The 26,124-nt window shown below is 37.0% G+C and carries 12 protein-coding genes and 4 pseudogenes; 11 read left to right on the forward strand and 5 right to left on the reverse strand.

Features of this window, described 5'->3' with window-relative positions; genetic code table 11:
* Nucleotides 1-17 precede the first annotated feature (17 nt).
* Nucleotides 18-815 carry a DUF2797 domain-containing protein gene (locus ACJ5H0_RS11690; RefSeq protein ID WP_172281471.1) on the reverse strand — a complete coding sequence of 266 codons (798 nt, stop codon included), beginning with the start codon at nucleotides 813-815 and terminating at the stop codon, nucleotides 18-20.
* Nucleotides 816-904: 89 nt separating this feature from the next.
* On the opposite strand from ACJ5H0_RS11690, the pseudogene ACJ5H0_RS11695 reads away from it, so the two are divergent.
* The 10 genes and pseudogenes from ACJ5H0_RS11695 (at nucleotide 905) to msrA (ending at nucleotide 16,875) form a co-directional block, all read left to right on the forward strand.
* Nucleotides 905-1,928, forward strand: a pseudogene (locus ACJ5H0_RS11695) (GDP-mannose 4,6-dehydratase).
* Nucleotides 1,929-2,071: 143 nt separating this feature from the next.
* Nucleotides 2,072-2,293, forward strand: coding sequence for a DUF2795 domain-containing protein (locus ACJ5H0_RS11700; protein WP_027382805.1), 222 nt, complete (start codon nucleotides 2,072-2,074; stop codon nucleotides 2,291-2,293).
* Nucleotides 2,294-2,410: 117 nt separating this feature from the next.
* A pseudogene (gene secA / locus ACJ5H0_RS11705) lies at nucleotides 2,411-5,483 on the forward strand (preprotein translocase subunit SecA).
* Between the two features lie 290 nt (nucleotides 5,484-5,773).
* On the forward strand, nucleotides 5,774-7,909 hold the full coding sequence (locus ACJ5H0_RS11710; protein WP_411249679.1) for a TonB-dependent siderophore receptor: 2,136 nt from the start codon (nucleotides 5,774-5,776) through the stop codon (nucleotides 7,907-7,909).
* A 335-nt stretch (nucleotides 7,910-8,244) separates the two neighbouring features.
* Nucleotides 8,245-10,401 carry a TonB-dependent siderophore receptor gene (locus ACJ5H0_RS11715; RefSeq protein ID WP_172281479.1) on the forward strand — a complete coding sequence of 719 codons (2,157 nt, stop codon included), beginning with the start codon at nucleotides 8,245-8,247 and terminating at the stop codon, nucleotides 10,399-10,401.
* 44 nt (nucleotides 10,402-10,445) lie between these two features.
* A complete protein-coding gene (locus tag ACJ5H0_RS11720; protein ID WP_411249680.1) occupies nucleotides 10,446-11,648 on the forward strand; it encodes a PepSY-associated TM helix domain-containing protein in 1,203 nt (400 codons plus the stop codon).
* Nucleotides 11,648-13,765: a TonB-dependent receptor gene (locus tag ACJ5H0_RS11725; protein WP_172281483.1), complete on the forward strand. Its 2,118-nt coding sequence runs from the start codon at nucleotides 11,648-11,650 to the stop codon at nucleotides 13,763-13,765. Before ACJ5H0_RS11720 ends, ACJ5H0_RS11725 begins: the two co-directional genes overlap by 1 nt.
* A gap of 51 nt (nucleotides 13,766-13,816) precedes the next feature.
* Nucleotides 13,817-15,029, forward strand: a pseudogene (locus tag ACJ5H0_RS11730) (PepSY-associated TM helix domain-containing protein).
* A gap of 87 nt (nucleotides 15,030-15,116) precedes the next feature.
* The gene (locus ACJ5H0_RS11735; RefSeq protein ID WP_172281487.1) at nucleotides 15,117-16,085 is read left to right on the forward strand and encodes an ROK family protein; all 969 of its coding nucleotides are present in this window, start codon (nucleotides 15,117-15,119) and stop codon (nucleotides 16,083-16,085) included.
* Between the two features lie 235 nt (nucleotides 16,086-16,320).
* A complete protein-coding gene (msrA, locus tag ACJ5H0_RS11740; RefSeq protein WP_273650186.1) occupies nucleotides 16,321-16,875 on the forward strand; it encodes a peptide-methionine (S)-S-oxide reductase MsrA in 555 nt (184 codons plus the stop codon).
* Nucleotides 16,876-16,942: 67 nt separating this feature from the next.
* Here msrA and ACJ5H0_RS11745 read toward each other — a convergent pair whose 3' ends face one another.
* Together ACJ5H0_RS11745 and ACJ5H0_RS11750 are read right to left on the reverse strand one after the other, a co-directional pair.
* Nucleotides 16,943-18,709 carry a RagB/SusD family nutrient uptake outer membrane protein gene (locus ACJ5H0_RS11745; RefSeq protein ID WP_411249681.1) on the reverse strand — a complete coding sequence of 589 codons (1,767 nt, stop codon included), beginning with the start codon at nucleotides 18,707-18,709 and terminating at the stop codon, nucleotides 16,943-16,945.
* 17 nt (nucleotides 18,710-18,726) lie between these two features.
* On the reverse strand, nucleotides 18,727-21,771 hold the full coding sequence (locus tag ACJ5H0_RS11750; protein ID WP_411249682.1) for a SusC/RagA family TonB-linked outer membrane protein: 3,045 nt from the start codon (nucleotides 21,769-21,771) through the stop codon (nucleotides 18,727-18,729).
* A 410-nt stretch (nucleotides 21,772-22,181) separates the two neighbouring features.
* On the opposite strand from ACJ5H0_RS11750, the pseudogene ACJ5H0_RS11755 reads away from it, so the two are divergent.
* Nucleotides 22,182-23,164, forward strand: a pseudogene (locus ACJ5H0_RS11755) (phosphatidylinositol-specific phospholipase C1-like protein).
* Nucleotides 23,165-23,292: 128 nt separating this feature from the next.
* Here the strand turns inward: ACJ5H0_RS11755 and ACJ5H0_RS11760 are convergent.
* Together ACJ5H0_RS11760 and ACJ5H0_RS11765 are read right to left on the reverse strand one after the other, a co-directional pair.
* Complete coding sequence (locus ACJ5H0_RS11760) at nucleotides 23,293-25,086, reverse strand: metallophosphoesterase (RefSeq protein ID WP_411249683.1); 1,794 nt, start codon at nucleotides 25,084-25,086, stop codon at nucleotides 23,293-23,295.
* Nucleotides 25,087-25,162: 76 nt separating this feature from the next.
* Complete coding sequence (locus ACJ5H0_RS11765) at nucleotides 25,163-25,969, reverse strand: hypothetical protein (RefSeq protein WP_411249684.1); 807 nt, start codon at nucleotides 25,967-25,969, stop codon at nucleotides 25,163-25,165.
* Between the last annotated feature and the right edge of the window lie 155 nt (nucleotides 25,970-26,124).

The following is a 26,124-nucleotide window of genomic DNA, read 5'->3' on the forward strand; positions in this document are numbered from 1 at the left end:
TATATCTAAATATAACATTAATTTTTTACACTCAACTCTATTACATACCCTTCATGTCCTCTTACATTTATAAAATCTCCTCCCTGGAATCCTAAGTACTGTCCTTTTATCCCGGTTAACTTTCCTGTAAATTCAGGTTTTTTATCCAGCGTAAATGAGCTGACTTTTTCCGGCTTGTCAAAAGGGTAATCAAATTTCCAAAGTTCTTCTCCTTCACTGTAAAATTTCTGAAAGTCATCAGGAAAATACTGTTTTATTTTCTGCTGAAAATCCGCCAGATCCAGCTCTCCTTCAAAATCATCCTGAAGCATTTTCTTCCAGTTGGTTTTATCCGGTAAATGATCTTTTAATGCAACTTCTATCATTCCCGCTTCATAGCGGTTTTCCGTCCTGGCAATTGGTAAAGCAAAAGTTGCGCCCTGATCGATCCATCTTGTTGGGATCTGGGTATTTCGTGTCACTCCTACTTTCACATCTCCTGTATAGGCTAAATATACGGTATGCGGTTGCAGCTGGATTTCTTTTTCTATTTCCAGGTCACGCTCTGCTACTCCCAAATGAGCGGTTGAAAGTTCGGGACGGATAATAGTGTCACTTGCATATGGGCTTTCAAAAAAGCAGCTTTTGCAGAAACCCATTCTGTATATGGGTTTATTTTCTCCACAGTTTACACACTGAAACCCTGTATGTCTTATGGTCAGCTCTTTCCCGAACAATTCATTCATGTGAATGAGGTCCCCGGAAAGATTAAGATAGTACTGAATCGGCTGATCATCATAGCTCGTCATTTTTAAAATTTGCCCTTGAAACTGCATATTAACTTTATATTACTTTTTTAAGTAAATTTAATGATTATATTTTCAAGTAGTAAATTTTATATTTTTGTGCTAATAAAAAAACACGAATGAGGTATCTTATAACTGGAGGAAGTGGATTTATCGGTTCTCATTTGATAGAATCCCTATTGAAAAATGGACATTCTGTCATAAACGTAGACAACTTTGATAATTTTTATAATTATCAGATAAAAATTAAAAATACATTAGAATCTGTAGGTAAAACTTTGGATTTTGATTTTTCAGATAAGGAAAATGATATTAAAAATTTAATTATCACCACTCAGTCAGATAATTACACGTTATATTTCCAGGATATCAGGCATAAAAATAAACTTGAAGAAATATTCCGCAATCATGAGATTGATATGGTTATTCACCTGGCTGCACTTGCCGGCGTGCGTCCTTCTATCGAAAAACCTCTTGAATATGAAGAAGTGAATGTAAAAGGAACAATGAATCTTTGGGAGCTGTGTAATGAGTTCAACATTAAAAAGTTCATTTGCGCCTCTTCTTCAAGCGTTTACGGAAACAACACCAAGATTCCTTTTTCAGAAACAGATAACGTAGACAATCCTATTTCCCCTTATGCTGCTACCAAAAAGTGCTGTGAGATCCTCGGACATGTTTACCATCATCTTTATGATATCGATATGATACAACTTCGGTTTTTTACGGTGTATGGTCCCAGACAAAGACCCGATTTGGCGATACATAAGTTTACCCGATTAATTTCTGAAAACCAGGAAATTCCCTATTATGGAGATGGAAATACAGCGAGAGACTATACCTATATCAATGATATTATCGATGGCATTATTAAATCGATCCATTATCTGGAAAAAAACACCAAAGTATACGAGATCATCAACCTGGGAGAAAGTGAAGTCATCTGTTTATCAGACATGCTTTCTGCCATAGAAAAAGCACTTGGTAAAACAGCGTCAAAGAAAATGCTGCCGATGCAACCCGGAGATGTCATAAAAACCAATGCAGATATCACAAAAGCCCGGACATTAATTGGCTACAAACCAGCCACAGACTTCCAAAATGGCATAAAAAAAATTTATGGAATGGTTTTTGAGAAAATGACAACAAGTAAGTTGCAGGCATCCTTATATAAAGGGAATAACGCCTGTAGTGAACAAAAGTTAATAAAAAGAATTGAAAATCAGGTATAAAAAAGTTTATTATATAACCTATTTTTATACTTTTGCAAAAAAAATAGAAAAATTATGTACTGGACATTAGAATTAGCTTCGTATTTAAGTGACGCACCTTGGCCAATGACAAAAGCAGAGCTTATTGATTATGCAATCAGAACTGGTGCCCCAATGGAAGTAGTGGAAAACCTTCAGGCTATTGAAGATGAAGGAGAAATTTATGACGCCATTGATGAGATCTGGAGTGATTATCCTACTGATGAGGATTACCTTTGGAATGAAGACGAATATTAAACTGTAAAAGGCTTTAAGCTCTGTGTTTAAAGCTTTTTTAGATATATCATAAGCACCCGCTAAGGTGTAATAATTAAAATGCTCAAGGCTTAAGTTTTGAGCCTAAATCAAAATTTTATGAGTTTTTTAAATAAAGTTCTTAAGGGGTTTTTGGGAGACAAGAAAGCGCAGGACCTAAAAGAAGTAAAAAAAAGTTGTAACAAAAATCAAAGCTGTTGAACCTACCATTCAGCAATTGAGTGATGATGGTTTAAGAGAAAAAACTGCTGAGTTTAAAGATAAGATCAAATCAGCAACAAGTACCATTACAGCGCAAATAGAACAAATAAAAGAGCAGATAAAAAACTCAACGAACGTTGATGAAAAAGAAGCTCTTTTCTCAAAAATTGAATCTCTTAAAAAAGAATCATACGAAATTGAAGAAAAAGTTCTTAGCCAGATTCTTCCTGAAGCTTTTGCATTGATAAAAGAGACAGCAAGAAGATGGGCAGAGAACGGAGAGATCCGCGTAACAGCAACTGCGACAGACAGAGAACTTGCAGCAACTAAAGATTTCGTAGAAATTCAGGGAGATACAGCCGTTTGGAAAAACTCTTGGGATGCAGCCGGAACTCCTGTAGTTTGGGATATGGTCCATTATGATGTTCAGTTTATCGGAGGGGTTATTCTTCACAGCGGTAAAATTGCCGAAATGGCAACCGGTGAAGGAAAAACGCTGGTAGGAACATTACCTATTTATTTAAATGCTCTTCCGGAAAGAGGAGTTCACGTAGTTACCGTAAACGACTACCTTGCTAAAAGGGACTCCGCATGGATGGGACCTCTTTATCAGTTCCATGGAATGTCCATCGACTGTATTGATAACCACCAGCCGAATTCAGACGGAAGAAGAAAAGCCTATAACTCGGATATCACTTACGGAACCAATAACGAATTCGGTTTTGATTACCTGAGAGATAACATGGTGACTTCACCTTCAGAACTGGTACAAAGAGAATTGAACTTTGCCATCGTGGATGAGGTAGATTCTGTACTGGTAGATGATGCAAGAACACCTTTGATTATTTCAGGTCCCGTACCTCAGGGAGACAGACAGGAATTTGATGTATTAAAACCTTCTATCGACAGAATTGTAGAGGTACAGAAAAAAACTGTTTCAACAATTTTCAATGAAGCAAAAAAATTAATTGCTGCAGGAAATACGAAAGAAGGAGGTTTTAAATTGCTTCAGGCCTACAGAGGTCTTCCGAAAAACAGACAATTGATTAAATTTTTATCGGAAAGCGGTAACCGGGCATTGCTTCAAAAAGTTGAGGGGCAATACATGCAGGATAACAACCGTGATATGCCGATCGTAGATAAAGATCTGTATTTTGTAATTGAAGAAAAAAACAATCAGGTAGATCTTACAGATAAAGGGGTAGAGTATATGTCACAAGGAAACTCAGATCCTAATTTCTTTGTTCTTCCTGATATCGGAACTGAAATTGCAGAACTGGAGGCTAAAAATTTATCTAAAGAAGAAGAATTTGAGGCTAAAGAAAAATTATTCTCTGATTTCGCTGAAAAATCCGAGCGTGTTCACACAATGAGCCAATTATTAAAAGCATACACATTGTTCGAAAAAGATGATGAATATGTAGTAATTGATGGTGAAGTTAAAATCGTTGATGAGCAAACAGGCCGTATCATGGAAGGCCGTCGTTATTCAGATGGTCTTCACCAGGCAATCGAAGCGAAAGAAAATGTAAAAATTGAGGCAGCAACCCAAACTTTTGCGACGATAACGCTTCAGAACTATTTCCGTATGTACAATAAGCTTGCGGGGATGACCGGTACAGCAGAAACAGAAGCGGGTGAGCTTTGGGAAATCTACAAATTAGATGTTGTGGTTATCCCTACCAACCGTCCTATCTTAAGACATGACAGACAGGATCTGGTATATAAAACCAACAGAGAAAAATACAACGCAGTTATTGAAGAAGTTGAAAGCTTAACAGCAGCAGGAAGACCTGTTCTGGTTGGTACAACTTCTGTTGAAATATCTCAATTACTTTCCAAAGCACTTCAGCTAAGAAAGATCCCACACCAGGTATTGAACGCAAAACTTCACAAAAAGGAAGCGGAAATTGTAGCTGGAGCAGGACAGCCGGGAGTGGTAACCATTGCAACCAACATGGCAGGTCGTGGTACGGATATTAAACTTTCCAAAGAAGTAAAAGAAGCAGGAGGTTTAGCAATTATCGGTACCGAAAGACACGATTCAAGACGTGTTGACAGACAGCTAAGAGGTAGAGCAGGACGTCAGGGTGACCCTGGTAGCTCCCAGTTCTATGTATCTCTTGAAGATAATCTGATGCGTTTGTTCGGATCTGAAAGAATTGCCAAGATGATGGACAGAATGGGTCATAAAGAAGGAGAAGTGATTCAGCATTCTATGATCAGCAAGTCTATTGAAAGAGCTCAGAAAAAAGTAGAGGAAAATAACTTCGGAATCAGAAAGAGACTTCTTGAGTATGATGATGTAATGAATAAGCAGCGTGACGTAATCTATAAAAGAAGAAAGAACGCATTATTCGGAGATCACCTGAAGTATGACATTACCAATATGATCTTTGACGTTGCCAATTCTATTGCAGCCAAAGGTAAAGCTAATGGCAGTTTCAAAGATTTTGAATTTGAAGTCATCAAACATTTCACAATGGGTTCTCCTGTTTCTGAAAGTGATTTCGGTAACAAATCTGTTCAGGATCTTACGAATATCCTTTTCAAAGCAGCACAGGAAGATTATCAAATGAAGTTGAATCTGTTGAAGGAGAAATCATTCCCTATCATTGAAAATGTATACCAAAATCAGGGTTCAATGTTCAAAATGATTCAGGTTCCTTTCTCAGATGGACATAAAACTCTTACAATTGTCACGGATCTTAAAGATGCTTTTGAAAGCCAGTGCGATACGCTGATCAACGATTTCGAGAAAAATATTACGTTATCAATCATCGATGAAAACTGGAAACTTCACTTACGTGAAATGGATGACTTAAGAAGATCTTCACAAGGAGCTGTTTATGAACAAAAAGATCCGCTTGTAATTTATAAACAAGAATCTTTTCACCTGTTCAGTGAAATGGTAGACAAAATGAATAAAGAAATTATTTCTTTCTTGTACAAAGGAGAAATCCCAGCATAAGAAATAATTAATACATACGAAAAACCGCAACAAGTAAACTTGTTGCGGTTTTTTTTGCTCAAAATAAATAATCCATACAATTAAAAGCTTTTATCTGAGAAAAACATGGTCCCATCCGAACTAAAAAGTTACAAAAAGGCTTTTTTATTATCCTCTCAATAAGATTTACGTGATAAATATCAATATTATGATTTATTTAGAATAATTAAAAACAATATATTTGCAAAAAAAAATTGCTTTCATGAAAAATGTACTGATTGGTGCTTCAATGCTGGGTTCAATGTTAACTTTTGCACAAAAAAAAAGATTCAGCTAAGCTTAACAATATTGATGAAGTTATTATTAACACTTATATTAAGAAGGATAGTGACTACTCCAACAAAATGACATTGAAGGCGATTGAAAACCCGCAGGTCTACTCAAGTGTTGACAAAGTAGTTTTAGAGAATCAGGGGATCTATACAGTAGATGACGCAGTTAGAAATATTCCGGGTCTGCAGCCCATGTGGACAGCGAATGGAAGAGCTGGTGATGGTGGAGCATATGTCAGCTTACGAGGCTTCGTTTCAGCAAACTCATTGAGAAATGGTGTTTTAGGAGCGGTAACAGGAACTATTGACGCTATTAATCTTGAAAAAGTAGAAGTTTTAAAAGGACCTTCAGGAACACTATTCGGAAGCTTATTAACGAGCTACGGAGGAGTTATTAACAGAGTAACAAAAAAGCCTTTCGAAAAATTTGGAGGAAATATTAGTTTGTCTGGTGGAAGCTATGATACTTACAGAGGTGCGGTAGACATCAACACTCCCCTTACAGAAGATAAAAAATTATTATTTAGACTAAATTCGGCATACACTAATGAAGGGACCTTCCAAACCGAAGGATTTAGAAGGAATTTAGCTATTGCTCCAAGTATTAGTTATAAACCAAGTGATCGTTTAAGTATTAATGTCGATATGGAATTGTTCAATATGAAGAGCATGAGTGATCAGACATTCTTTTTTTACGGAGGAAATTATCTGAACAAAGTTAATAATATAAAGGATCTTAATTTAGATTATAAGAACTCATATCTTGGAAAAGATCTAACTAATACGGGAAGAAGCATCAACTTTTTTGGACAGGTGAATTATAAAATATCTAACAATATTACCTCTTCTACCAATTTTAGTACATCTTCCAGTTATTCTGATGGTTTCATGCCATACCTATATTTTTCAGGAGACGATGCTACAAGTATTTACAGAAGCGATCAATCTACCAGAGACAGTAGAAAAAAATCATTGAACTTCCAACAAAATTTTAATGGAGATTTCCGTATCGGAAATCTAAGGAACAGAATAGTTTTAGGATTTGATTATCTAAGAATTAATAATAATCAGAATTTTTATGATGTTAATGGCTTTGATAAAGCTTCAGATGGAAGTTCAATCCCTGTTCCATTGCACCAGCAAGGCTTTGATTATACCAATTTTAATGGTAATGCTTTACAAGCTCAATACAATGCCTTAGCAGGAACAGAAAATCCATATATAATCAAAGGAATACAAGAAAATTACGCTGTGTATATTTCTAACGTCCTTAACATAACAGATCAACTCAATGTTCTAATGGCTTTACGTGTGGATAATTTCAACAGTAAGCCAGGTATAACAGGTCCTGCAAATTCAGAGGAAACTCAAAAATTAAATCAGACATTCTTCTCTCCAAAACTAGGAGTTGTCTACGAAGTGGTAAAAGATAAGTTTTCTATTTTCGGAAATTATCAGAACAGTTTTAAAAACTTAACATACTATGTAGATGTTAATGGACTAACAAAAACCCCTCTACCCGAACAGGCCAATCAAATGGAAGGCGGTATAAAAGCAAGCCTTCTTAATGGTAAAATATCGTCGACATTAAGTTATTATAATATAAAAGTAAAAGATGTTTTAAGGAATACCCCATCAGTAGGGAACACCAATGCACAGACACAAGATGGTACAATTATAAGCAAAGGTGTAGAACTTGAAATCAACGCTTATCTCGTAAAAGGGTTTACTGCAATTGCCGGCTTTGCATACAATGACTCCACATATACACAAGCTGCCGCCTCCGTTTTAAACAGAAGACCTAACACCTCAGGATCCCCATATTTAGCAAATTTATATGCCAGCTATCAGTTTTTGGACGGTAGACTTAAGGGGCTAGGTGTTGGTGTTGGAGGAAACTATGCAAGTGAAAATAAAATCTACAATTCAGCGGATGGTGTCTTTTCCTTGCCTTCTTACATTGTGTTAAACGCCAATGCTTATTATGACACCAAAAAATTCCGAATAGGTCTTAAGGTAGACAACTTTACCAACCAACATTATTGGATAGGCTACACAACAGCAAACCCTCAACGATTAATCAACGCTATTGGTAGTGTAACTTATAAATTTTAATATCACTTTTACCTCAAAAGAAGCAAATTCTTCTATTTAAATTATAATTAGCATTACAATAAAAGCCATTTCATACTAAATGAAATGGCTTTTATTATTCTTTAAATAACATTTTTATGATAAATATCAATACTCTAATTTATTTAGAATAATTAAAAACAATATATTTGCAAAAATTTTTAGTTAACAAATTATAATCTACAGTTAGATCATAATCAATCGAGGCGCTGAAATATCAAGCCGGTATGTTCAAAAAGAACAACGGTGTTACCATCAATCGTCTGACTTATAAATTTTAACAAAATAATTCAACACACATAAGGATCTTATAAACAATGAAAAGAGTAATAATAGGAGCTGCTTTATTGTCAACTGTGATGGTATTTGCTCAGGAAAAAAAAGATACGATTAAATCAAACGATATTGAAGAGGTTGTAGTAAGCGGTAAGTACTATAAAAAATATGTAGAAAAGGAAGGTTCTTCTTCAATGCGTTTAGATGAAGCACTGATCAAAATTCCTCAAAACATTTCTATTATTACGAACAGGGCTTTAGAAGATCAGCAAGTAACCACATTAAGCGATGGTGTATTACGAAATGTTGCCGGAGCACAAAGGTTAGAACACTGGGGAGATATGTATACCAGAGTTAACATGAGAGGTTCAAGAGCAGCTGCCTTTATGAATGGGGTAAATGTCACTTCAAACTGGGGACCTCTGAGTGAGGACATGAGCTTTGTAGATCATATTGAGTTCATCAAAGGCCCTTCTGGTTTCCTGATGTCAAATGGTGAACCAAGCGGTATTTATAATATCGTTACCAAAAAGCCTACCGGGCAATCATTGAACGGAAGTGCCAGAGTAACGCTTGGAAGCTTTAATATGTACAGAGGAGAGACTGATATTGATACAAAAATTACGGATAAAGTAGCATTCCGATTGAATTTAATGGCTCAGAATAAAAAGAGCTTCAGAGACTATGAATTTAATGACAGGTACATTATCAATCCCTCATTAAAAGTAAACCTCACTGATAAAACAACTTTAACGGCAGAATACATTTATCAACGAGCTAAAATGTCTGAAGTTGGTTCTGCTTATGTATATAGTTTTGAAGGATATGGTACAAAACCAGTGGAATTTACAGTAACCGACCCTGGAATAGATCCTACTAAAATTACTAACAATACTGTAAACTTAAATTTACAACATAAATTTAACGAAAACTGGAAATTAACTACACAGTTAACTTATGTAAATGAGTATACTATGGGTAGTGATATCTGGCCAGGTAAATTTATATCTGACACTCAATTTATCAGAACACTCAATTTTTGGGAGGCAAGTAATGTAATGAAATTTGGACAGGCGTTTCTAAATGGTTATGTAAAAACCGGTCCTGTATCTCATAAAATTTTAGCAGGACTAGATTTGGGATCTAAAAAATATCTTGCTGATTGGTCAAGAAGTGGAGCATTAGATACAGAACAAAAACCATTTGATCTTAATTCTTCTACATACACACCACCTACCTCGTATCCTCATTTCGATAACCAAGGAAAATCTCTATTAGAAAGAGCCACACCATATGGAACAATTGAACAGGAGTATACAGGTGTTTATTTACAAGATGAATTAGGGTTCTTAGATGATGCTTTGAGATTAACTTTAGCAGCACGCTATACTAATGTTAAAGAAAATAGTTATGGAACAAAAACTGAAGCAAATAGGATTACTCCTCGCATTGGTTTGAGTTATTCTATAGATGCAAATACTTCAGCATATGCTCTATATGACCAAGCTTTTTCACCTCAGTCAGGATTATTCAGAGACGGAACTACAGCAAAACCAATCACTGGAAACAGTACAGAGATTGGATTCAAACGGGACTGGTTTGCCGGAAAATGGAATACAACTCTATCTTTATATAATATTAATAAAAATAATGCAATAGGAGGTGATCCTACTGATCCAACAGGAATTTTCTCAATCTTTCTTGGTAAAACGAGAGTACAAGGAGTAGAGTTTGATCTTAAAGGGGAAATTGTAAGAGGATTCAATGCAATATTTAATTATGCATTCACAGAAAATAAATTTACAGAAACAACACCATTAAGTAATAAGGGTGATAAAGTTCCTGGGTTTGCAAAACATACTGTAAATGGCTGGCTAAATTATACTTTCACACAAGGTGATTTAGAAGGTTTTGGGCTAAGCTTCGGAGGAACATTTCTGGGAGGAAGAAGTACATGGAATTGGGGAAGTACTAACGCTCCATTACAAATGAATGACTATCTTAAATTTGATGCAGGATTGTCTTGGGAAAATACAAAATTCAGAGTTGGTTTGAATGTATTTAATGTTTTCAACAGATATCTGTATAGCGGAAGCAGCATTAACTTTACGATGGTAGATAATACTCAACGAGGAGGTTATTATTATCAAGCTGAAGCTCCGAGAAATTTCAGACTTTCAATAGGGTATAAATTTTAAAATAAATAAAGGTTAATCGGTTTTTTTCCGGTTAACTTTTTTCTATGCGTAAAAAACATCATCATAAGAAGAAACCATCCGCTACAAAAAAGTGGTCTGCCCAGCTGCATTTGTGGTTCGGCTTATCTGTGGGTTTGATCGTATTCATTGTTTCCCTTTCCGGAACTTTATATGTTTTTAAGGATGAAATACAGAATATAATCCGAAAAGATGCTATAGAACTCAAAAGAGAAACCATCCGGGAACAACCTTTACCAATTGGTCTTCTCCGTGAAAAAGTAACATTGGAACTTAATGAAAAATATCCTTTGAGTTCTGTTGAGATCCCAATGGATAAAGGAAAATCTTATGGTTTTTTATATTATAAAAAAGGGAAAAAGGGATGGAATTATTTTCAGGAAGTATTGATCAATAAGCAGGTTTTTGTTAACCAGTATACCGGTGAAATCCTGGCTGTTTATGATGAAAAATATGATGTCTTTACCATTTTAAAATATATTCACTGGAGTCTTCTTCTGAAATCGGACTGGGGAAAATATGTGGTGGGAATTCCAGTGGTTCTTTTTATTGTAATGCTGATCACAGGAATTGTATTATGGTGGCCTCAAAATAAAAAAGCAAGAAAAGGGCGCTTCTGGTTTAACTGGAAAAATGTAAAAACCTGGAAACGGAAAAACTATGACCTCCATAATGTTCTGGGGTTTTATTCCTCGTTTATTGCTTTACTTATGGCGATTACCGGTATTTACTTTACCTACCCTTACGTTAAAAATGCCTTCAATTTCACTTTATCCGGATCATTTGAACTTCCAAAAGAAAAGCAACCCAAGTCTCCGGATTCGCTACTGGCAAAAAACAATAGAGTTTTTGATCTGGCAGCCGATGAAACGAGAAAAATATATGCGTCTTCTTCAAGTTTCAGAATTCCTCTGAACGGAAAGAATAAAAAAGGAAAAGAACTGAAGAACATTCCGGTAACCATTTATCAGCAGGACGGAAGGTACAGCGAAAGAAATGTTCTCATATTCGATAAGTACTCCGGAAAACTATTGACAAACCGTCCTCATCAGAATTTATCTGCTGCAGAGAAATATTCCAATGCCAACTATGACATCCATACAGGTTCTTATTTCGGCCTGGCGGGCAAGATCATTTGGTTTATTGCAGGGCTTATCTGCACATCATTACCTGTCACCGGATTTCTGGTATGGTGGGGAAAAAGAAAGAAACAAGGGAAAAAAATATAATGAAAAAAGCTTTTTTATCAGTAGCATGTCTGGGAACAGTGACTGCTTTTGCACAAGTTAAAGATACACTACAAACCAGGAATGTTGAAGAAGTTGTACTTACGGCTTCAAGAAAAAAAGAAAATATCAAGGAAGTTCCTAGCTCTATTACCATTGTCGGGGAAAAGCAGGTACAATCTCAATTGACGGTTAATTCGGATATTACCAGTATCCTTCAATATACTGTTCCAAGTTTGGGACCAAGTTCGGGACAAACTTCCAATTCAGGACAAACCCTCCGAGGCCGCCAGGTATTGGTACTTATTGACGGGGTTCCACAGTCCACTCCACTTAGAAACGGAGCAAGGGATATAAGATCTATTGATCCGTCGGTTATTGAAAGGATCGAGGTTATTAAAGGTGCTTCGTCCATATATGGAAACGGAGCGGACGGAGGTATCATTAATTATATTACCAAAAGAAGCAGAGCGGATCAAAAGATTTCAGGTCTTTCACAGATCGGAATTACAGGTCAGCCTTATGGCGGGACATTAGGATTCAGGGCAAGCCAGCTTTTATCCGGAAAGATCACAGACAAATTTGATTATGTGGCCTCATTGGCTTACGAAAGAACGGGATACCTGAAGGATGCTGACGGTGTAAACCTCAGCCCTACCTACAGTACGGCAAAAATGGACAATTACAACGGAATGCTGAAACTGGGATATAACCTTACTCCTAATCAAAGAATTGAGGCTTCATATTTAGGATATGCCTCGAAATCAGATCTGGATTTAGGATTAAAAACCGGAAAATACGGAGTTACTCCAACAATCGGTGAAGGAAGGGGGAAAAATCTTGAAACTACTCCACAGGGGACACCAAGAAACCATAACTATAAATTAAGCTACGATAATAAAAACCTGTTTGATGGGACATCATTGAATGTAAACCTTTATTATCAGGACTTCAGAACAGTGTACGGATACAGTGATACATTCCTGAACGGAGGGCAGTCCAACGTTATTTCCAAGAAAAAAGGTGCCCGTATTAATCTTGATACTCAATTGTGGAATACGAAAAACTCTCAAGCAGAAGTTATTTACGGAGTTGATATACTTAATGATCAAACCGTACAGAAGCTTGAAGATGGCCGTTACTGGACTCCGGACATGGACATGACCAATATTGCTCCTTTTGCGCTTATCAAAATAGATCTCTTAAAAAAGCTTACCATTAAAGGAGGTGTCCGTTATGAGAATATAAAAGTTAAGGTAGGAGATTTCAATACTCTCTCATCCATTAAAAATGACGGCACATTCACAAAAAGTATTTTTGTTACCGGCGGAGACTTAAAGTACAACGCCTTTGTAGGGAACATTGGGGTGCGTTATAATATTGAAGATTATATCAATTTATTCGGAAGCTTTTCACAAGCCTATTCCATTAATGAACTGGGCAGGATCCTCAGGACATCTACGGAAGGAACTATACAAAACCTTGAAACCAAACCTATTATTGTTAACAATTATGAATTGGGAGCCACAGGTCAGATTTCCAAATGGATCAATTACGAAATTACATCTTATGTAAGTACCTCAAAATTAGGAGCTTCATTTGTTCAGAGCCCGGACCGTGCTTTAACCATTCAAAGGTCTCCCGAAGTGGTATATGGAGTAGAAGGATTTTTACATTTCACGCCTACCCGATGGATTAATTTCGGTGGAAGCTACAGCTGGATGGAAGGCATTACTTCTATAAAAAATGACGGGGATTATTCTGCAAAAATCAACAACAGCAGAATTTCTGCTCCGAAGGTCCTGGCTTATGTTCAGGTAAGGCCTGTGAAGGCATTATCTTTAGGACTTGATATGCTTCACGCCTTTAAACAGGACAGGTTCGAGCCTAATACAAAAACAGGATTATATGCTTATGGTGAAGGCCGGGTTCCGGATTACACTGTTTTCAATTTTAAGTCCAGCTATGAAGTCAATAATAACTGGAAAGTTTCTTTAGGAATAGAAAACCTTTTCAATAAACTCTACCAACCTTCTATCGCATGGTGGTCTGCAAGAGATAGTGACTTTATCAATTCTTTAGGGATGAGAGGAACTTTCATGATCGAATATAAATTTTAATTAATCTAAATAAAAGTTAAGTGTTATCTTTGCACGACTTTCTGTTACGATATGAAGAAGAAACATCACCATAAAAAAAAGCCCGGATTTTTTAAAAAGTGGTCTGCTAAACTGCATTTGTGGTTTGGGCTGGGAATCGGCTTTTTAATTTTCATTATTTCCATCACCGGAGCATTATATGTTTTTAAGGATGAGATTGAAAACGTTACCCGAAAAGATGTTATCTATCATAACGAGCAAAATATAGATCAAAAACAGATCATGCCGATCAGGGTGCTGGAAAAATCAGTTACCGAACAGGTAAAAGAGAAATATCCTGTTCACTGGGTTAACATTCCTGTTGATAAGAAGATGTCATACATTTTCTATTGGTACGAACACAACACCGATGCCTGGAATTACTTTGACGAATATCCTGTCTATAAAGCGGCTTACGTAAATCCTTACACCGGAAAAGTTTTAAGAACGTATGACGAAAAAAAACGGATTCTTCCAGATCGTAAAAATGATCCACTGGAGCTTTTTACTGAAACAGGACTGGGGAAAATACCTTGTTGGGATTCCCGTTATTATATTCGTCATCATGCTGATTACGGGGATCGTATTGTGGTGGCCTAAAAATAAAGCGGCGAGGAAACAACGTTTTTCTTTCAAATGGAAAAATATCAAAAGCTGGAAGAGAAAGAACTATGATCTTCACAATGTACTAGGTTTTTACGCCTCCGTTTTCGCTTTAATATTCTCTATTACCGGTTTATTTTATGCCTTCTTTTTTGTTCAGGCAGCAATCTATGTGATCTTTTCAGGAGGAAGTACTGTTTATCCTGATTTTTCCCATATCAAAACAAAGGCCCCGATAGAGCAGAGAACAGAAACCACACTCGATAAAATAAGCAATACTGTTAAAGAGAAATATCCGGATTCCTTTGGTTTTTCTATAGATCTCGGGCACGAACATATGGATGATCACGAGCATCCTAATTTTGAAGTATACGTAAAGCACCTATCCTATTCTTATCATAAAAGCAGCAGCTTAATTTTTGATGAAAACTCAGGTGAACTTCTTCACACTCACGATCCTAAAGACAAAAATTTCGGAGAAAAAGTAGTGGGAGCAAATTATGATATCCACGTCGGATCCATATTGGGGCTTCCTACAAAAATCATTGCCTTTGTTGTAAGTCTCATATGTGCCTCATTACCAGTGACTGGCTTCCTCGTATGGTGGGGAAGAAGAAAAAAGAAAACACCCAAAACGGCCTGAAAACTTTTTTTAATAAATTCTTCGTTAATAATCCATTAATACAATCTTTTTTATAATTTTAACCCTTTAGAATTATTAGAATAGAAAATGTCATTAATAGATTTATCAAAACATGTTGCCATAGGAATTGATATTGGTGGTACCAATACAAAGTTTGGAGTGGTAAACCACAGAGGAGAGGTCCTTGAAAAAGGGCATCTGAGAACGGATGAATATGAAAAGGTTGAAGATTTTATCGAAGCCCTGCATGAAAAGGTTCACCCTCTGATTGAAAAGTACGGCAATGAAAAAAATTTCGATGGCATTGGTGTAGGTGCTCCTAACGGGAACTATTACACCGGAACCATAGAGCAGGCTCCCAATCTTCCCTGGAAGGGAGTTGTTCCTTTTGCTGAATTAATGACAGCCAAATTCAATCTGCCTTGTACCATTACCAATGATGCTAATGCTGCAGCTTATGGTGAAATGCTTTTCGGAGCAGCAAGAGGAATGAAAGATTTTATCATGATCACTTTAGGGACAGGCGTAGGAAGCGGTATCGTGGCCAGTGGAAAGCTGATCTACGGACATGATGGTTTTGCCGGTGAACTCGGACATACCATTGTGAAACCGGGAGGAAGAAAGCATTGGAGTACCGGTTCTGAAGGAAGTCTTGAGGCGTATGCCTCCGCCACAGGAATTGCAATCACTGCTAAAAAAATGAGGGCTGAATTTCCTGAATCCCTGTTGAACCAGTATCCTGAAGAGGCGATCAATTCTAAAACGGTTCATGAATGTGCATTAAAAGGAGATCCTATTGCTATCGAAGTATTCAGATACACGGGACAGAAATTAGGGGAGGCATTGGCTAATTTTGTTATGTTCTCATCTCCTGAGGCGATTCTTTTATTTGGTGGAGTTATTAAAGCCGGAGATTTTATCCTGAAACCTGCAAAACTTCATATGGAAAGAAACCTTCTTTCGATTTTCAGAAATAAAGTTAAATTGGTTTTCAGCGAACTTGATGAAGCGGATGCTGCTATTTTGGGGGCAAGTGCCTTGGTTTGGGAAAAATAATCTGACGCTATTTAAAGATATAATCAAGCATCCTTTAAGGGTGCTTTTTATTTTGTCCTATATTATCCGGAATATTTGATTTTCGGCTCGCTGCAAATCACGAGCAATATGTACAAATTCTCATGACAGTTCCCGTAAAAAATGAAAAAGTTTTTCATATTTTTGATTAGCTTTTTGATATCCTTTATAGTATAGGATAGATAAAGAAACAGGTAATTCAAACAATCAACCTACAATGGATAACAATAATTTAGAACAGATTACTTTCGGCGGTGGATGCTTCTGGTGTGTAGAAAGCTGTTTCAACATGCTAAAGGGTGTAAAATCTGCAATTTCAGGCTATTCAGGAGGACATAAAGAGAATCCGACCTACGAAGAAGTATGTACAGGAAATACAGGTCATGCAGAAGTAGTACAGATCACTTATGATCCTAAGATCATTTCATACGAACAATTGATGGATGTATTCTTTTTCCTTCATGATCCAACACAGCTTAACAGACAGGGAAATGACATCGGAACACAATACCGTTCTGTTATTTACTATAAAGATGATGCGGAAAAGCAAAAAGCAGAAGAAGCCATCAGGGTATCTGAAGAATCAGGGAGATGGTCCGGAGAATATGTTACCGAATTAACGAAATTCGATAAGTTCTGGCCTGCTGAGCAATACCACCAGGGGTATTACAATGAAAATCCTACACAACCTTATTGCAGTGCTGTGGTAGGCCCTAAAATTCAAAAATTCAAAAAACATTTCGGAGAACTGAACATGTTGAATGCTGAATAAAAAAATAAAGCGAAGAGAATAATCTCTTCGCTTTTCTTTGCAGAAAATAATCATTTATATGAGAAAACTAGTAGCCCGGATTCTGAGTAAAATCATTTGATGCATCAAGTGTTGCCTGAGGAATCGGGAAAATTCTTCTGTAAGGTTGGGATGTTGACTTGGCCGTTCCTGGAAGATCGAATTTCCCAAATCTTATCATCGCTTTCCTTCTGTACATCTCCCAATACAGTTCATAGCCGGACTCTTTAAATAAAGTATTTGCGTCAAGAGAAGCAATCGCAACTCCCGGAGCATTATTGTATAAAGATTCACGGGTCCTGCTGGTTCTTAATTTATTAACATCGGCTAACGCTGCTGCTATATTTCCATTTCTGAAATAGGCTTCTGCACGCATCATATAGATTGTTCCCAATCTGTATAATGGGACGTCCATTCCGCTTGTTCCGTTGTTTCCATAGCCCGGATCAAATTCAAATTTGAAATTTCTTACTCCTCTGTTGATCTGCGCCTGCGTAAATACAGCCTCAGAAGGGTTATCAAAATTCAGTTCAGGAGTGAAATCTGCAGCAAGCGTTGTGTTTTTTTCTGTAAACAACTTAAATACCTTAATTCTTCCATCTGCGGTCATATCGAAATTTCCATTTTGAAGAATTTTAGGCCCATATTGCTGACCCACCTGCAGTCCTCTGTTAAAATGAAACCAGGGTTTTCCTGTTCCTTCCACTTTACTTGTTGAAGGCACGCTCACATCAGTTCCGTCATTTCTGAACCATGTTCCGTCTTCATATTGATAGGTTCTTTGAAAACGGGGGTCATCATGATTCCCGTTCCATGAGTAATAGAATTCAGGAGTGACACATGATGCATTTGTTCCTCTGTTATCCGGTGAAGGCTTCTGGCTCCTTTCCATTGACATATACGCTAAATCGTTATCCGAACCCTTGTCTGAACTGGCTATTTTTTTCTGAACAATAGTAAAGATCATCTCCTTGCTCGTATCATTATTGATATCAAAATTGTGAAAATAATTAGACTCTAAGCTAAAGTTAGGATTATTAATCAATAAGTTACAATATTCAATCACTTTATCCATATCATTTCCTCCCCCATTCACAGCCTGCTCTGTAAAATTGAAAGTACCTGCCGTTTTGTTTTTTAAAACTGCCCTGTTCAGGTACATATCTGCCAAAAGTGCATAGGCGGCTTGCTTTGTAAACCTTCCTGCATGGGTATTCTGAGTTTTAATATCTGCTAAATTGGGAATAAGCCCTGTTACTTCAGTGATTAAAGCATCAATTGTAGTATCTGCCTTTCTGATCACAATCGGGGCATTGATATTATCCGGATCCCTGTAAGGAGCTTGTCCAAATAAATCGATGGTTGTATAAGTATAATATGCCAATAATCCTTTTGCTTCTGCTAAAAATAATGCTTTATTGGCTCCTGTACTTTTGTTAGCGCTCGATATTGCCGTTAAAGATTTGGTAATCCCGAAGTTCAGCTGGTTCCAGGTCGTTTTAACCACGTCACTGTTGGCATCCCAAGTAAATTCGTGCATAGCTCTCCACTTTCCTCCGTCTCCCCAGTCACTTCCTCTCGTAGGAAGGATGGCCTCATCCGTAGAATATTCCTGCAAAGCAAAAACACTTCCATGGTCTACAAAAGTTCCTTCGCCAAGCTGGCTGTAAGCAGCAGCCAAAGCAGCCTCTGGATCTGCAACTTCAGAACCCAGAACCTCATCGATTACTTTTTCATCCAGATTTGTACATCCCATTAAGGCCATTGCAGCAATGGATAAAATTATTTTATTAATATTTAAAAAATTAGATCTCATGATTTCTTTAACTCAAATTAAAATTTAACAGTTGCCCCCAAAATGAATGTTTTGGCAGACGGATATGTTGTATAGTCGATTCCCAGAGACTGGTTCCCTCCTACTTGTTTGTTCGTATCAACAAGAGGATCATATCCCGAATAACTGGTGATGGTAAATAAATTTTGTGCGCTTACGTAGAGATTAATGCTCTTTAAAAATTTCAGTTGTCCCATGTCGAAAGTATATCCTAGCCTTACGTTGTTCAAACGAAGGAAATCGGATTTTTCAAGATACAAAGAGGACAATTGGGGCTGATTGGTGAAACTTGCTCCCGAATCGTAGAAATTTTTCAAAACGTTCCTGTCTGAGGCTAGGTTATTGATATTCAGGTCAAGCGCCGTATTATTAACGAGATAGCCTCCGGTTTGTCCGATGAAAGAGAATGCAAAATCAAATCGCTTGTATTTCATATAAGAATTGATCCCGAAGGTAAAATTGGGTATAGCTCCTTCGAAAATTTTTCTGTCATTCTGATCGATTCTTCCGTCCCCGTTAATATCTTCATAGATATATTTTCCGTTGGCATCAACACCGAGATAATTCAACATATAGAAAGAACCCGCCTCATACCCGTTTTTGTAAATATTCGCCGTTACCCCGGAAAGCCCCGGTCCCGAAACTTCACCGGAGTAAATCGCTGATACCGGAAGATTTTTTACAACATTGTTCACTGTCGCCCCGTTCACATCAAGGTTCCATGTGAAATTTTCACTTTTGATGATCTCTGAACCTAAGCTGAATTCAAAACCTTTATTGACAATCTGCGCATCAACATTCTTCCAAACAGTGCTTGTTGGGCTCAAAGGTCTTGAAGGAATATTTAAAATAGGATCTTTCGTCGTCTTATGATAATATTCCAATGATCCATACAATTTATTTTTCCATAAACTGAAATCTGTCCCAATATTGGTCTGCTCCACAACTTCCCATTTCAGGTCAGGATTTACCGTTCTGTTGATGGCCACTCCGTTGATCAGATTTAAGTTATCATACAGATAATATCCCGCAGCTTGTGTTAATGAAGAACTCGCTTGTGTAATTTTGTTCGGAACTTCCTGGTTACCGGTTTGTCCCCAGCTACCTCTTAATTTTAATTCATTGATGATCTGAGAGTCCTTTAAGAAATTTTCATTGGAAACCGTCCACCCCACCGCAAATGAAGGGAAATATCCGTATTTATTATTTTTACCAAAACGAGTGGAACCGTCTGCTCGTAATGAAGCTGTTAGTAAATACTTTTTATCAAAATTATAATTTACCCTTCCGAAATAGGACTGCAATTCATTTTCCTGCGCATATCCCGCTCCGGGAATAAATGCCGTTCCTGAATATCCCGGATTAATTTCCGGTGCAATTCCCGCTCCCTGAGCAGCAATATCCTTTACTCCGAAATAAGTTCCTGTAGATTTGAATTTCTGATATGAAAAACCTCCCAGCAAACTGAAATTATGCTTATTTAAACTAAGATCATAGGTTAAGTAATGTTCCAACAGAATATTATAAGAATCAAGATTGGCCTGAACATACATTCCTTTGGGAGTTCTGTCGGTAATATTCGGATACATAGTGGTGTTTCTCTCCGACATTGTTTTATCGATCCCTAAATTGAATTTATAATTCAATCCCGGCAAGATCCTTAAAGTTGCCTCTGTATTTCCCAAAACCCTGAAGGTATTGGTCTTGTCATTATAAACACTTAACAGATATAATGGATTATAATGAGCGTTCATATTAAAATTAGTGAAGTTCCCGTTTTGATCATAAACAGAACGGGTTGGGTTCGCCATCAGGGCATGAATAATGACTTGTCCATCCGATCCTGCATTACCTCCGTTCGGGATCCCTGTTTCCCTGATGTCACTTGCCGTAAGGTTTACTTTAACCTTTAGCCTTTTATTGTCAAAAAAAGACTCTTCTGCATTCAGACGGGCAGTTGTTCTTTTAAAACCACTGTTGAGAACAATACCGTCCTGATCCATGTGAGAAATGGAAGCAAAATAATTTCCTGTTTCCGTAGCTTTTGAAAATGATACCGAGTGATTCTGAGACACCGCGTTTCTATAGATCTCATCCTGCCAATCCGTATTTCCTCCGTGATCATAAAGCTTATCAACTCCGGCAGCTCTGTACTGATCTGCCGTTAGCAGATCCAGCTTCTTAATAACAGAAGAAAAACCAAGATAGGTATCATAGGTAAACATAGGTTCCCCTCTCTTTCCTCTTTTCGTGGTGACCAAAACAACTCCGTTCGATCCCCGGGCTCCATAAATGGCAGCAGCCGAAGCATCTTTTAAAACGGTGATTGATTCGATATCACTGGTATTCAGAAAGTTTAACGGATTTTTTGCCTGTGCATTTCCTAAACCTACATTCGGGCTTGTTGCACTCACCGCATCATTACTTAAAGGAACACCATCTACAACAAATAAAGGAGTACTACCACTCCTTATTGAACCGATCCCACGAATAGATACGTTCACTCCTGCCCCCGGTTCACCGCTTGACTGAACTATACGAACACCGGCAATCTTTCCCTGCATCAGGTTATCCACAGAAATGTTCATTCCTTCTTTGAAGTTTTCAGCCTTCAACTGGCTGACAGCTCCTGTTAAATCAGATTTTTTCTGGGATCCATAACCTACTAAAGTTACCTCTTCGATAGAAGTTGCTGCTTTTTTGGATTTTAGCCGTACAGAAACAGAAGTTCCGTCGATCTTTATCTTCTGAACTTCATATCCATCATAAGAGATTGATAATGTTTGTCCGATAGTAGCAGAAATACTAAAATTTCCTGAAGCATCTGAGATGGCTGTAGCTCCCGTTTCTGCAACCATAATTTTTGCCCCCTCAACCGGTGATCCCTCCTGATCCAGAACAACTCCGGAAATCGTCTCATTTACCTGCGAGTAAACAGGGCTAATGGTCGTAAAACCCTCTGCATTGGCCTGATTGGCCACCAGAAAGATTAACGCTATTGGAATTAGCTTTTTAAATTTAAAAAAATTAATTTTGTGGTACATATCATTAAGTAAATTGTAATAAACATTTGCTTAGTAAAAAGCCGCTGTTGTTCCCGCAACAGTGGTTTTTTTTAACTCTTTTCACAGCTTATTTTCGGCATACAAAGTAAATTCATTTCCCCAAAAACTATTTTAACATAATATTATCTTAAGATCAACAAAATATAAATATCCCAAAATGAGAAAATAATATCGTTTTAACTTTCAGAGTTTTACAAACAGTATCTTTTACCTTATTTACATAATCTTAAAAATTTATTAACATAATATATAAATTATCTAAGGACAAGAGTCGCTAATTTCGCCATGACAAAATTTGAGTTATTATGAAAAAGGCTGCCGTTTTTCTGTTATCCTTATCGCCCTATTTTTTGCTATGGGCACAGAGACAGAACCTGGATGATGTAAAGATGAATGAAATCCAAGTGATCGGCTCCCATAACAGCTATAAGAAAGCAATCCTTCCTGAGGTTTATGATTTTCTGGCAAAAAAAGATTCATTACATTCCCTGCCTAAAATTCAATACGAGCATATCGCGATCCCGGAACAGCTGGATTTAGGATTACGGAACCTCGAACTTGATGTGTATGCAGACAGCAAAGGCGGAAAATATGCCCACCCGAAAATTTTAGATCTTGTCAAAACAAAACAACCTTTTGATCCGGAAGGGAAAATGAAAAAGTCGGGATACAAAATGATCCATATTACGGATATTGATTATCAGACCTGGTATTACACACTTGAAGAGTGTTTAAGGATCTTAAAAAATGGTCCGACGCACACCCTGATCACGACCCTATATTTATTACCCTGGAACCTAAAGATGGCGGAGCCAACACATTCGGAACCGAACCGGAGCACTATACAAGCCAATTATTCGATGACCTTGATAACGAGCTTAAAAAGTACCTCGGTAAAAACAAGATCATCACCCCGGATGATATTCGCGGATCCTATACCACATTGAACGAAGCAGTCCTTCACAAGAACTGGCCGACCGTAAAAAATGCCAAAGGAAAGTTTCTTTTTGTGCTGGATAACAACGGAGAAAACAGGGATCTCTATATCAAGGGACACGCTTCTTTATCGGGAAGGATGATATTCACTAATTCAGTACCCGGAACCCCGGAAGCTGCAGTATTGTTCAGGAATGATCCCGGTCCTGAAATCCGGGAACTCGTACTAAAAGGATATATTATCCGCACCAGGGCAGATGCAGATACTATGGAAGCGAGAGCCGGGGATTATTCAAGGTTTGAAAAAGCCAAAGCAAGCGGGGCACAAATAATTTCAACAGATTATTACTTACCCAGCAGTCTTTTTAAATCAGATTATAAGGTAAGTTTTGAAAACAATACTTATGAAAGAAAAAATCCGGTAAACGGACAATAATTACACACGTTCACATTCATATCAAAGAAAAGCAGTCTTAGCATAAGGTTGCTTTCTTTTTATTTTAAAAGATCTTTTAATAACGAAGGTTTGAGAAGCACGATTTAGTCATTCAACGTAAGATTCCTCTACAGTTTTTTTACTGATTGCTTTTTCAAATCAATTTCAAAATGGTCAGCCGGATCTCCGTTTGAAAGCAGGGATAAGATCCTGAAGACAGATTTTAGCTTTAATATAAAAGGATCCTTCGATTGATTTTGCTCAAAAGATTTTATCAGAACCTGATATTGCATCCCCCTTTCCTTCGAAATATCCTCTTGTGCAAGTTCATCAGCAGACTGGAATTTATACAGGTCGAACAACAGATCTTCAAGATTCCATTTTTTGAACGAATTTATATTGATATTTTTTGGCAATGTATATTTTGAACCCTCAGAAAGCAAAAGCAATTCTTTCCCTGATAAGGATTTCCCTTTTTCAATAAAATCCTTTGGCCAGTCATCCGGGATCATCCGAAGGCGAACCAATTCCCTAAGATGAAATAACATGAAATCATGGTAGGATTTTGTTTTCAGGATTTCTTTATTCCACAGGAGCTTCCCCGGAATTTTTTGCAATGCTTTGTATTCCTTTTCGTATAAAGGAAACAACTCATCAAAACGGGGAACTTCATGTAAAACTTCTGTCCTTACTTCCATTACATCCTGTGAATGAATAGTAAGCACTTTATAACCTGGTAAATAGGCTGCAAGAGAAGGAACCTGTATATTCACCAGCATCTTATCCCCTATTTTCCGTATCCCCGTATCATTGATATGCATATGTCCTGCAAAATGAATCTGCAACCCGGCATCTGCAAAGTCTTTGGCTACTTCTTCTTCCGGAGCCCTTTCCAGCTGCCATTTTTTCTCTCCTAAAAGATTTTTGATCTCATCTGTTGCCCCGTCATTAAAATCGATCATCGGGTAATGGGTAAAGGCAATCAGAGTTTTATCATTTCTTTCAGCTTCTTCTGCTATCTTCTTTACCCATTGGATCAAATGCTTTTTATGCGTCAGAACATTATTATATCCTATACTTGCTCCGTTATAATTTCCGGGATCATCCGAGCCCTTATTGAGATTCTTGGGAATATAAGTGTTGCCATCAATAGCCATCATCCAAACCCCATTTACCGGTTCTACCACATAGCTTAAGTCAGGGACTGAAAATCCTTTGGAGACTTCATACATCCTGTTCGGGTAATTGGCACATTTCATTGCATGATCATAGGAGTAGCCGGAATAAGAATAGCTGGCAAAAGGAGTACTCCAATACAGATTCCCTTTTTGCGGGTAAAAACCGAAATCTTTAAGTTCATTCAAAATCTCGAGATACCCCGATTCTGCAATGTCCTTCGTAATAATATTCCGTTTATTTTTTGACAGGGTTTTATTACTGTAAATCCCCAATGCATTTCCATCGCTTCCTAAAAAATCATCTTTCCCTCCATCCTGATAAAATGGGCCGACAGGATCATGATTTCCCGTTGTTATGTAAAAATTAATCCCATACTTTTCATGATACGCCCTCAGAATCCGTTGCAATCCACGTATATTATACGCTTGCCCGTCATCCGAAAAATCGCCGGGCATGGCAACAATCTTAATTCCTTTCGTAGCAATATCCTCGAGCACTTTCAGAAAGGCAAAATAGTTCTCATTAAAAATTCGTGTGGAATGCAATTGAGCATCCATTGTCCTCAAAATGGTCGCTTTTCCTGTTTTAGGATTAACAATTCCTTTAAAATCATTATCCGAAAAACTTCCATATACATCCTGAAAATGCACATCCGAAAGAAAAGCAATCTGCACCGGATTTTGTTGGGCAGATAAATAAGTAAAAGCAAAAAGTAAAGTGGAGAAAATTCCTTTTTTTAACATTGTAAAAATAACCCGAAAATTAGAAGATTATTTTTGGAATTGATTTAAGGGAATTTTAAATAATTGTGAAAAAAATTCATTCTTCCAATTTAGCATTTTGACCTGCATAATTCTCTAATATTCCTTCAGAAACATCTTTTAAAGCTTTTTCATTTTTAGGATGTTTCCCATAACTTGTAAAAAATTCTACATGATTTTTACTTTTATCATACCATACTTTACCTAAGCTATTATCAACATTAAGTGTATCAGGTCTATTAATCCGCTTAAAATATCTAAAATCATGTGGATTCATTGCAACCACTTTCACTTGAGGACCAAGATCACTGCTATCTGTGGCAATATATCTATCTCCGTCCCAATACATATATTTTTTTTCTATATCTAGTTTTCCTTCAGACATAATCCCTAAAGAACCTGTCAGCTCATCATCATATTTCTTATTATTTGAAAAAATAACCCCTCCTGTAACCAGAAAAATAACGAATGCCATTTCTACAATTCCAGGTCCATTTTTCTTAATAAAATCTGGCATTGTAAAAATTGGCTTATTAATAATTGTAATTACAATTTTTGAAATTGCATGTTGAATAGAATACTCAATTGTTTTCCATTCGGAACAATAATCTTTAAATGTATCATACCCAAGATATTTACTTAGGTTATCCAAAACCGGTCTTTTTATATTATACTCTTCTTCTTTTTCAACTATTGCTTTATAATAATTTTCAAAAGACTTATAGCTCAGCGGCTCAAATTCATCCTTTAAAATTTGCTCAAGATGTAGCAAGATTCCATTAAATGATGTTTCTACTGCTTCTTTTGACGCTTTTTCGAAGACATCTTCCAACAGTTTTTTTCTCTCCGATAAAAATTTTGCCATATAACAATTTTTTGAAAAATTAAACAGTTTACAACTAAAAACCTTACGGTTTTCCGTACTAAAACTTTCCAGAAACTTTCCAAAAACTTTCTAACACTCACTTTCTTCATTGTTGGATATTTGCTCCAGAAATCAGTGACAAACAAAACATTACA

It is taken from the genome of Chryseobacterium proteolyticum (assembly GCF_046591535.1).
Taxonomy (GTDB): domain Bacteria; phylum Bacteroidota; class Bacteroidia; order Flavobacteriales; family Weeksellaceae; genus Chryseobacterium; species Chryseobacterium proteolyticum.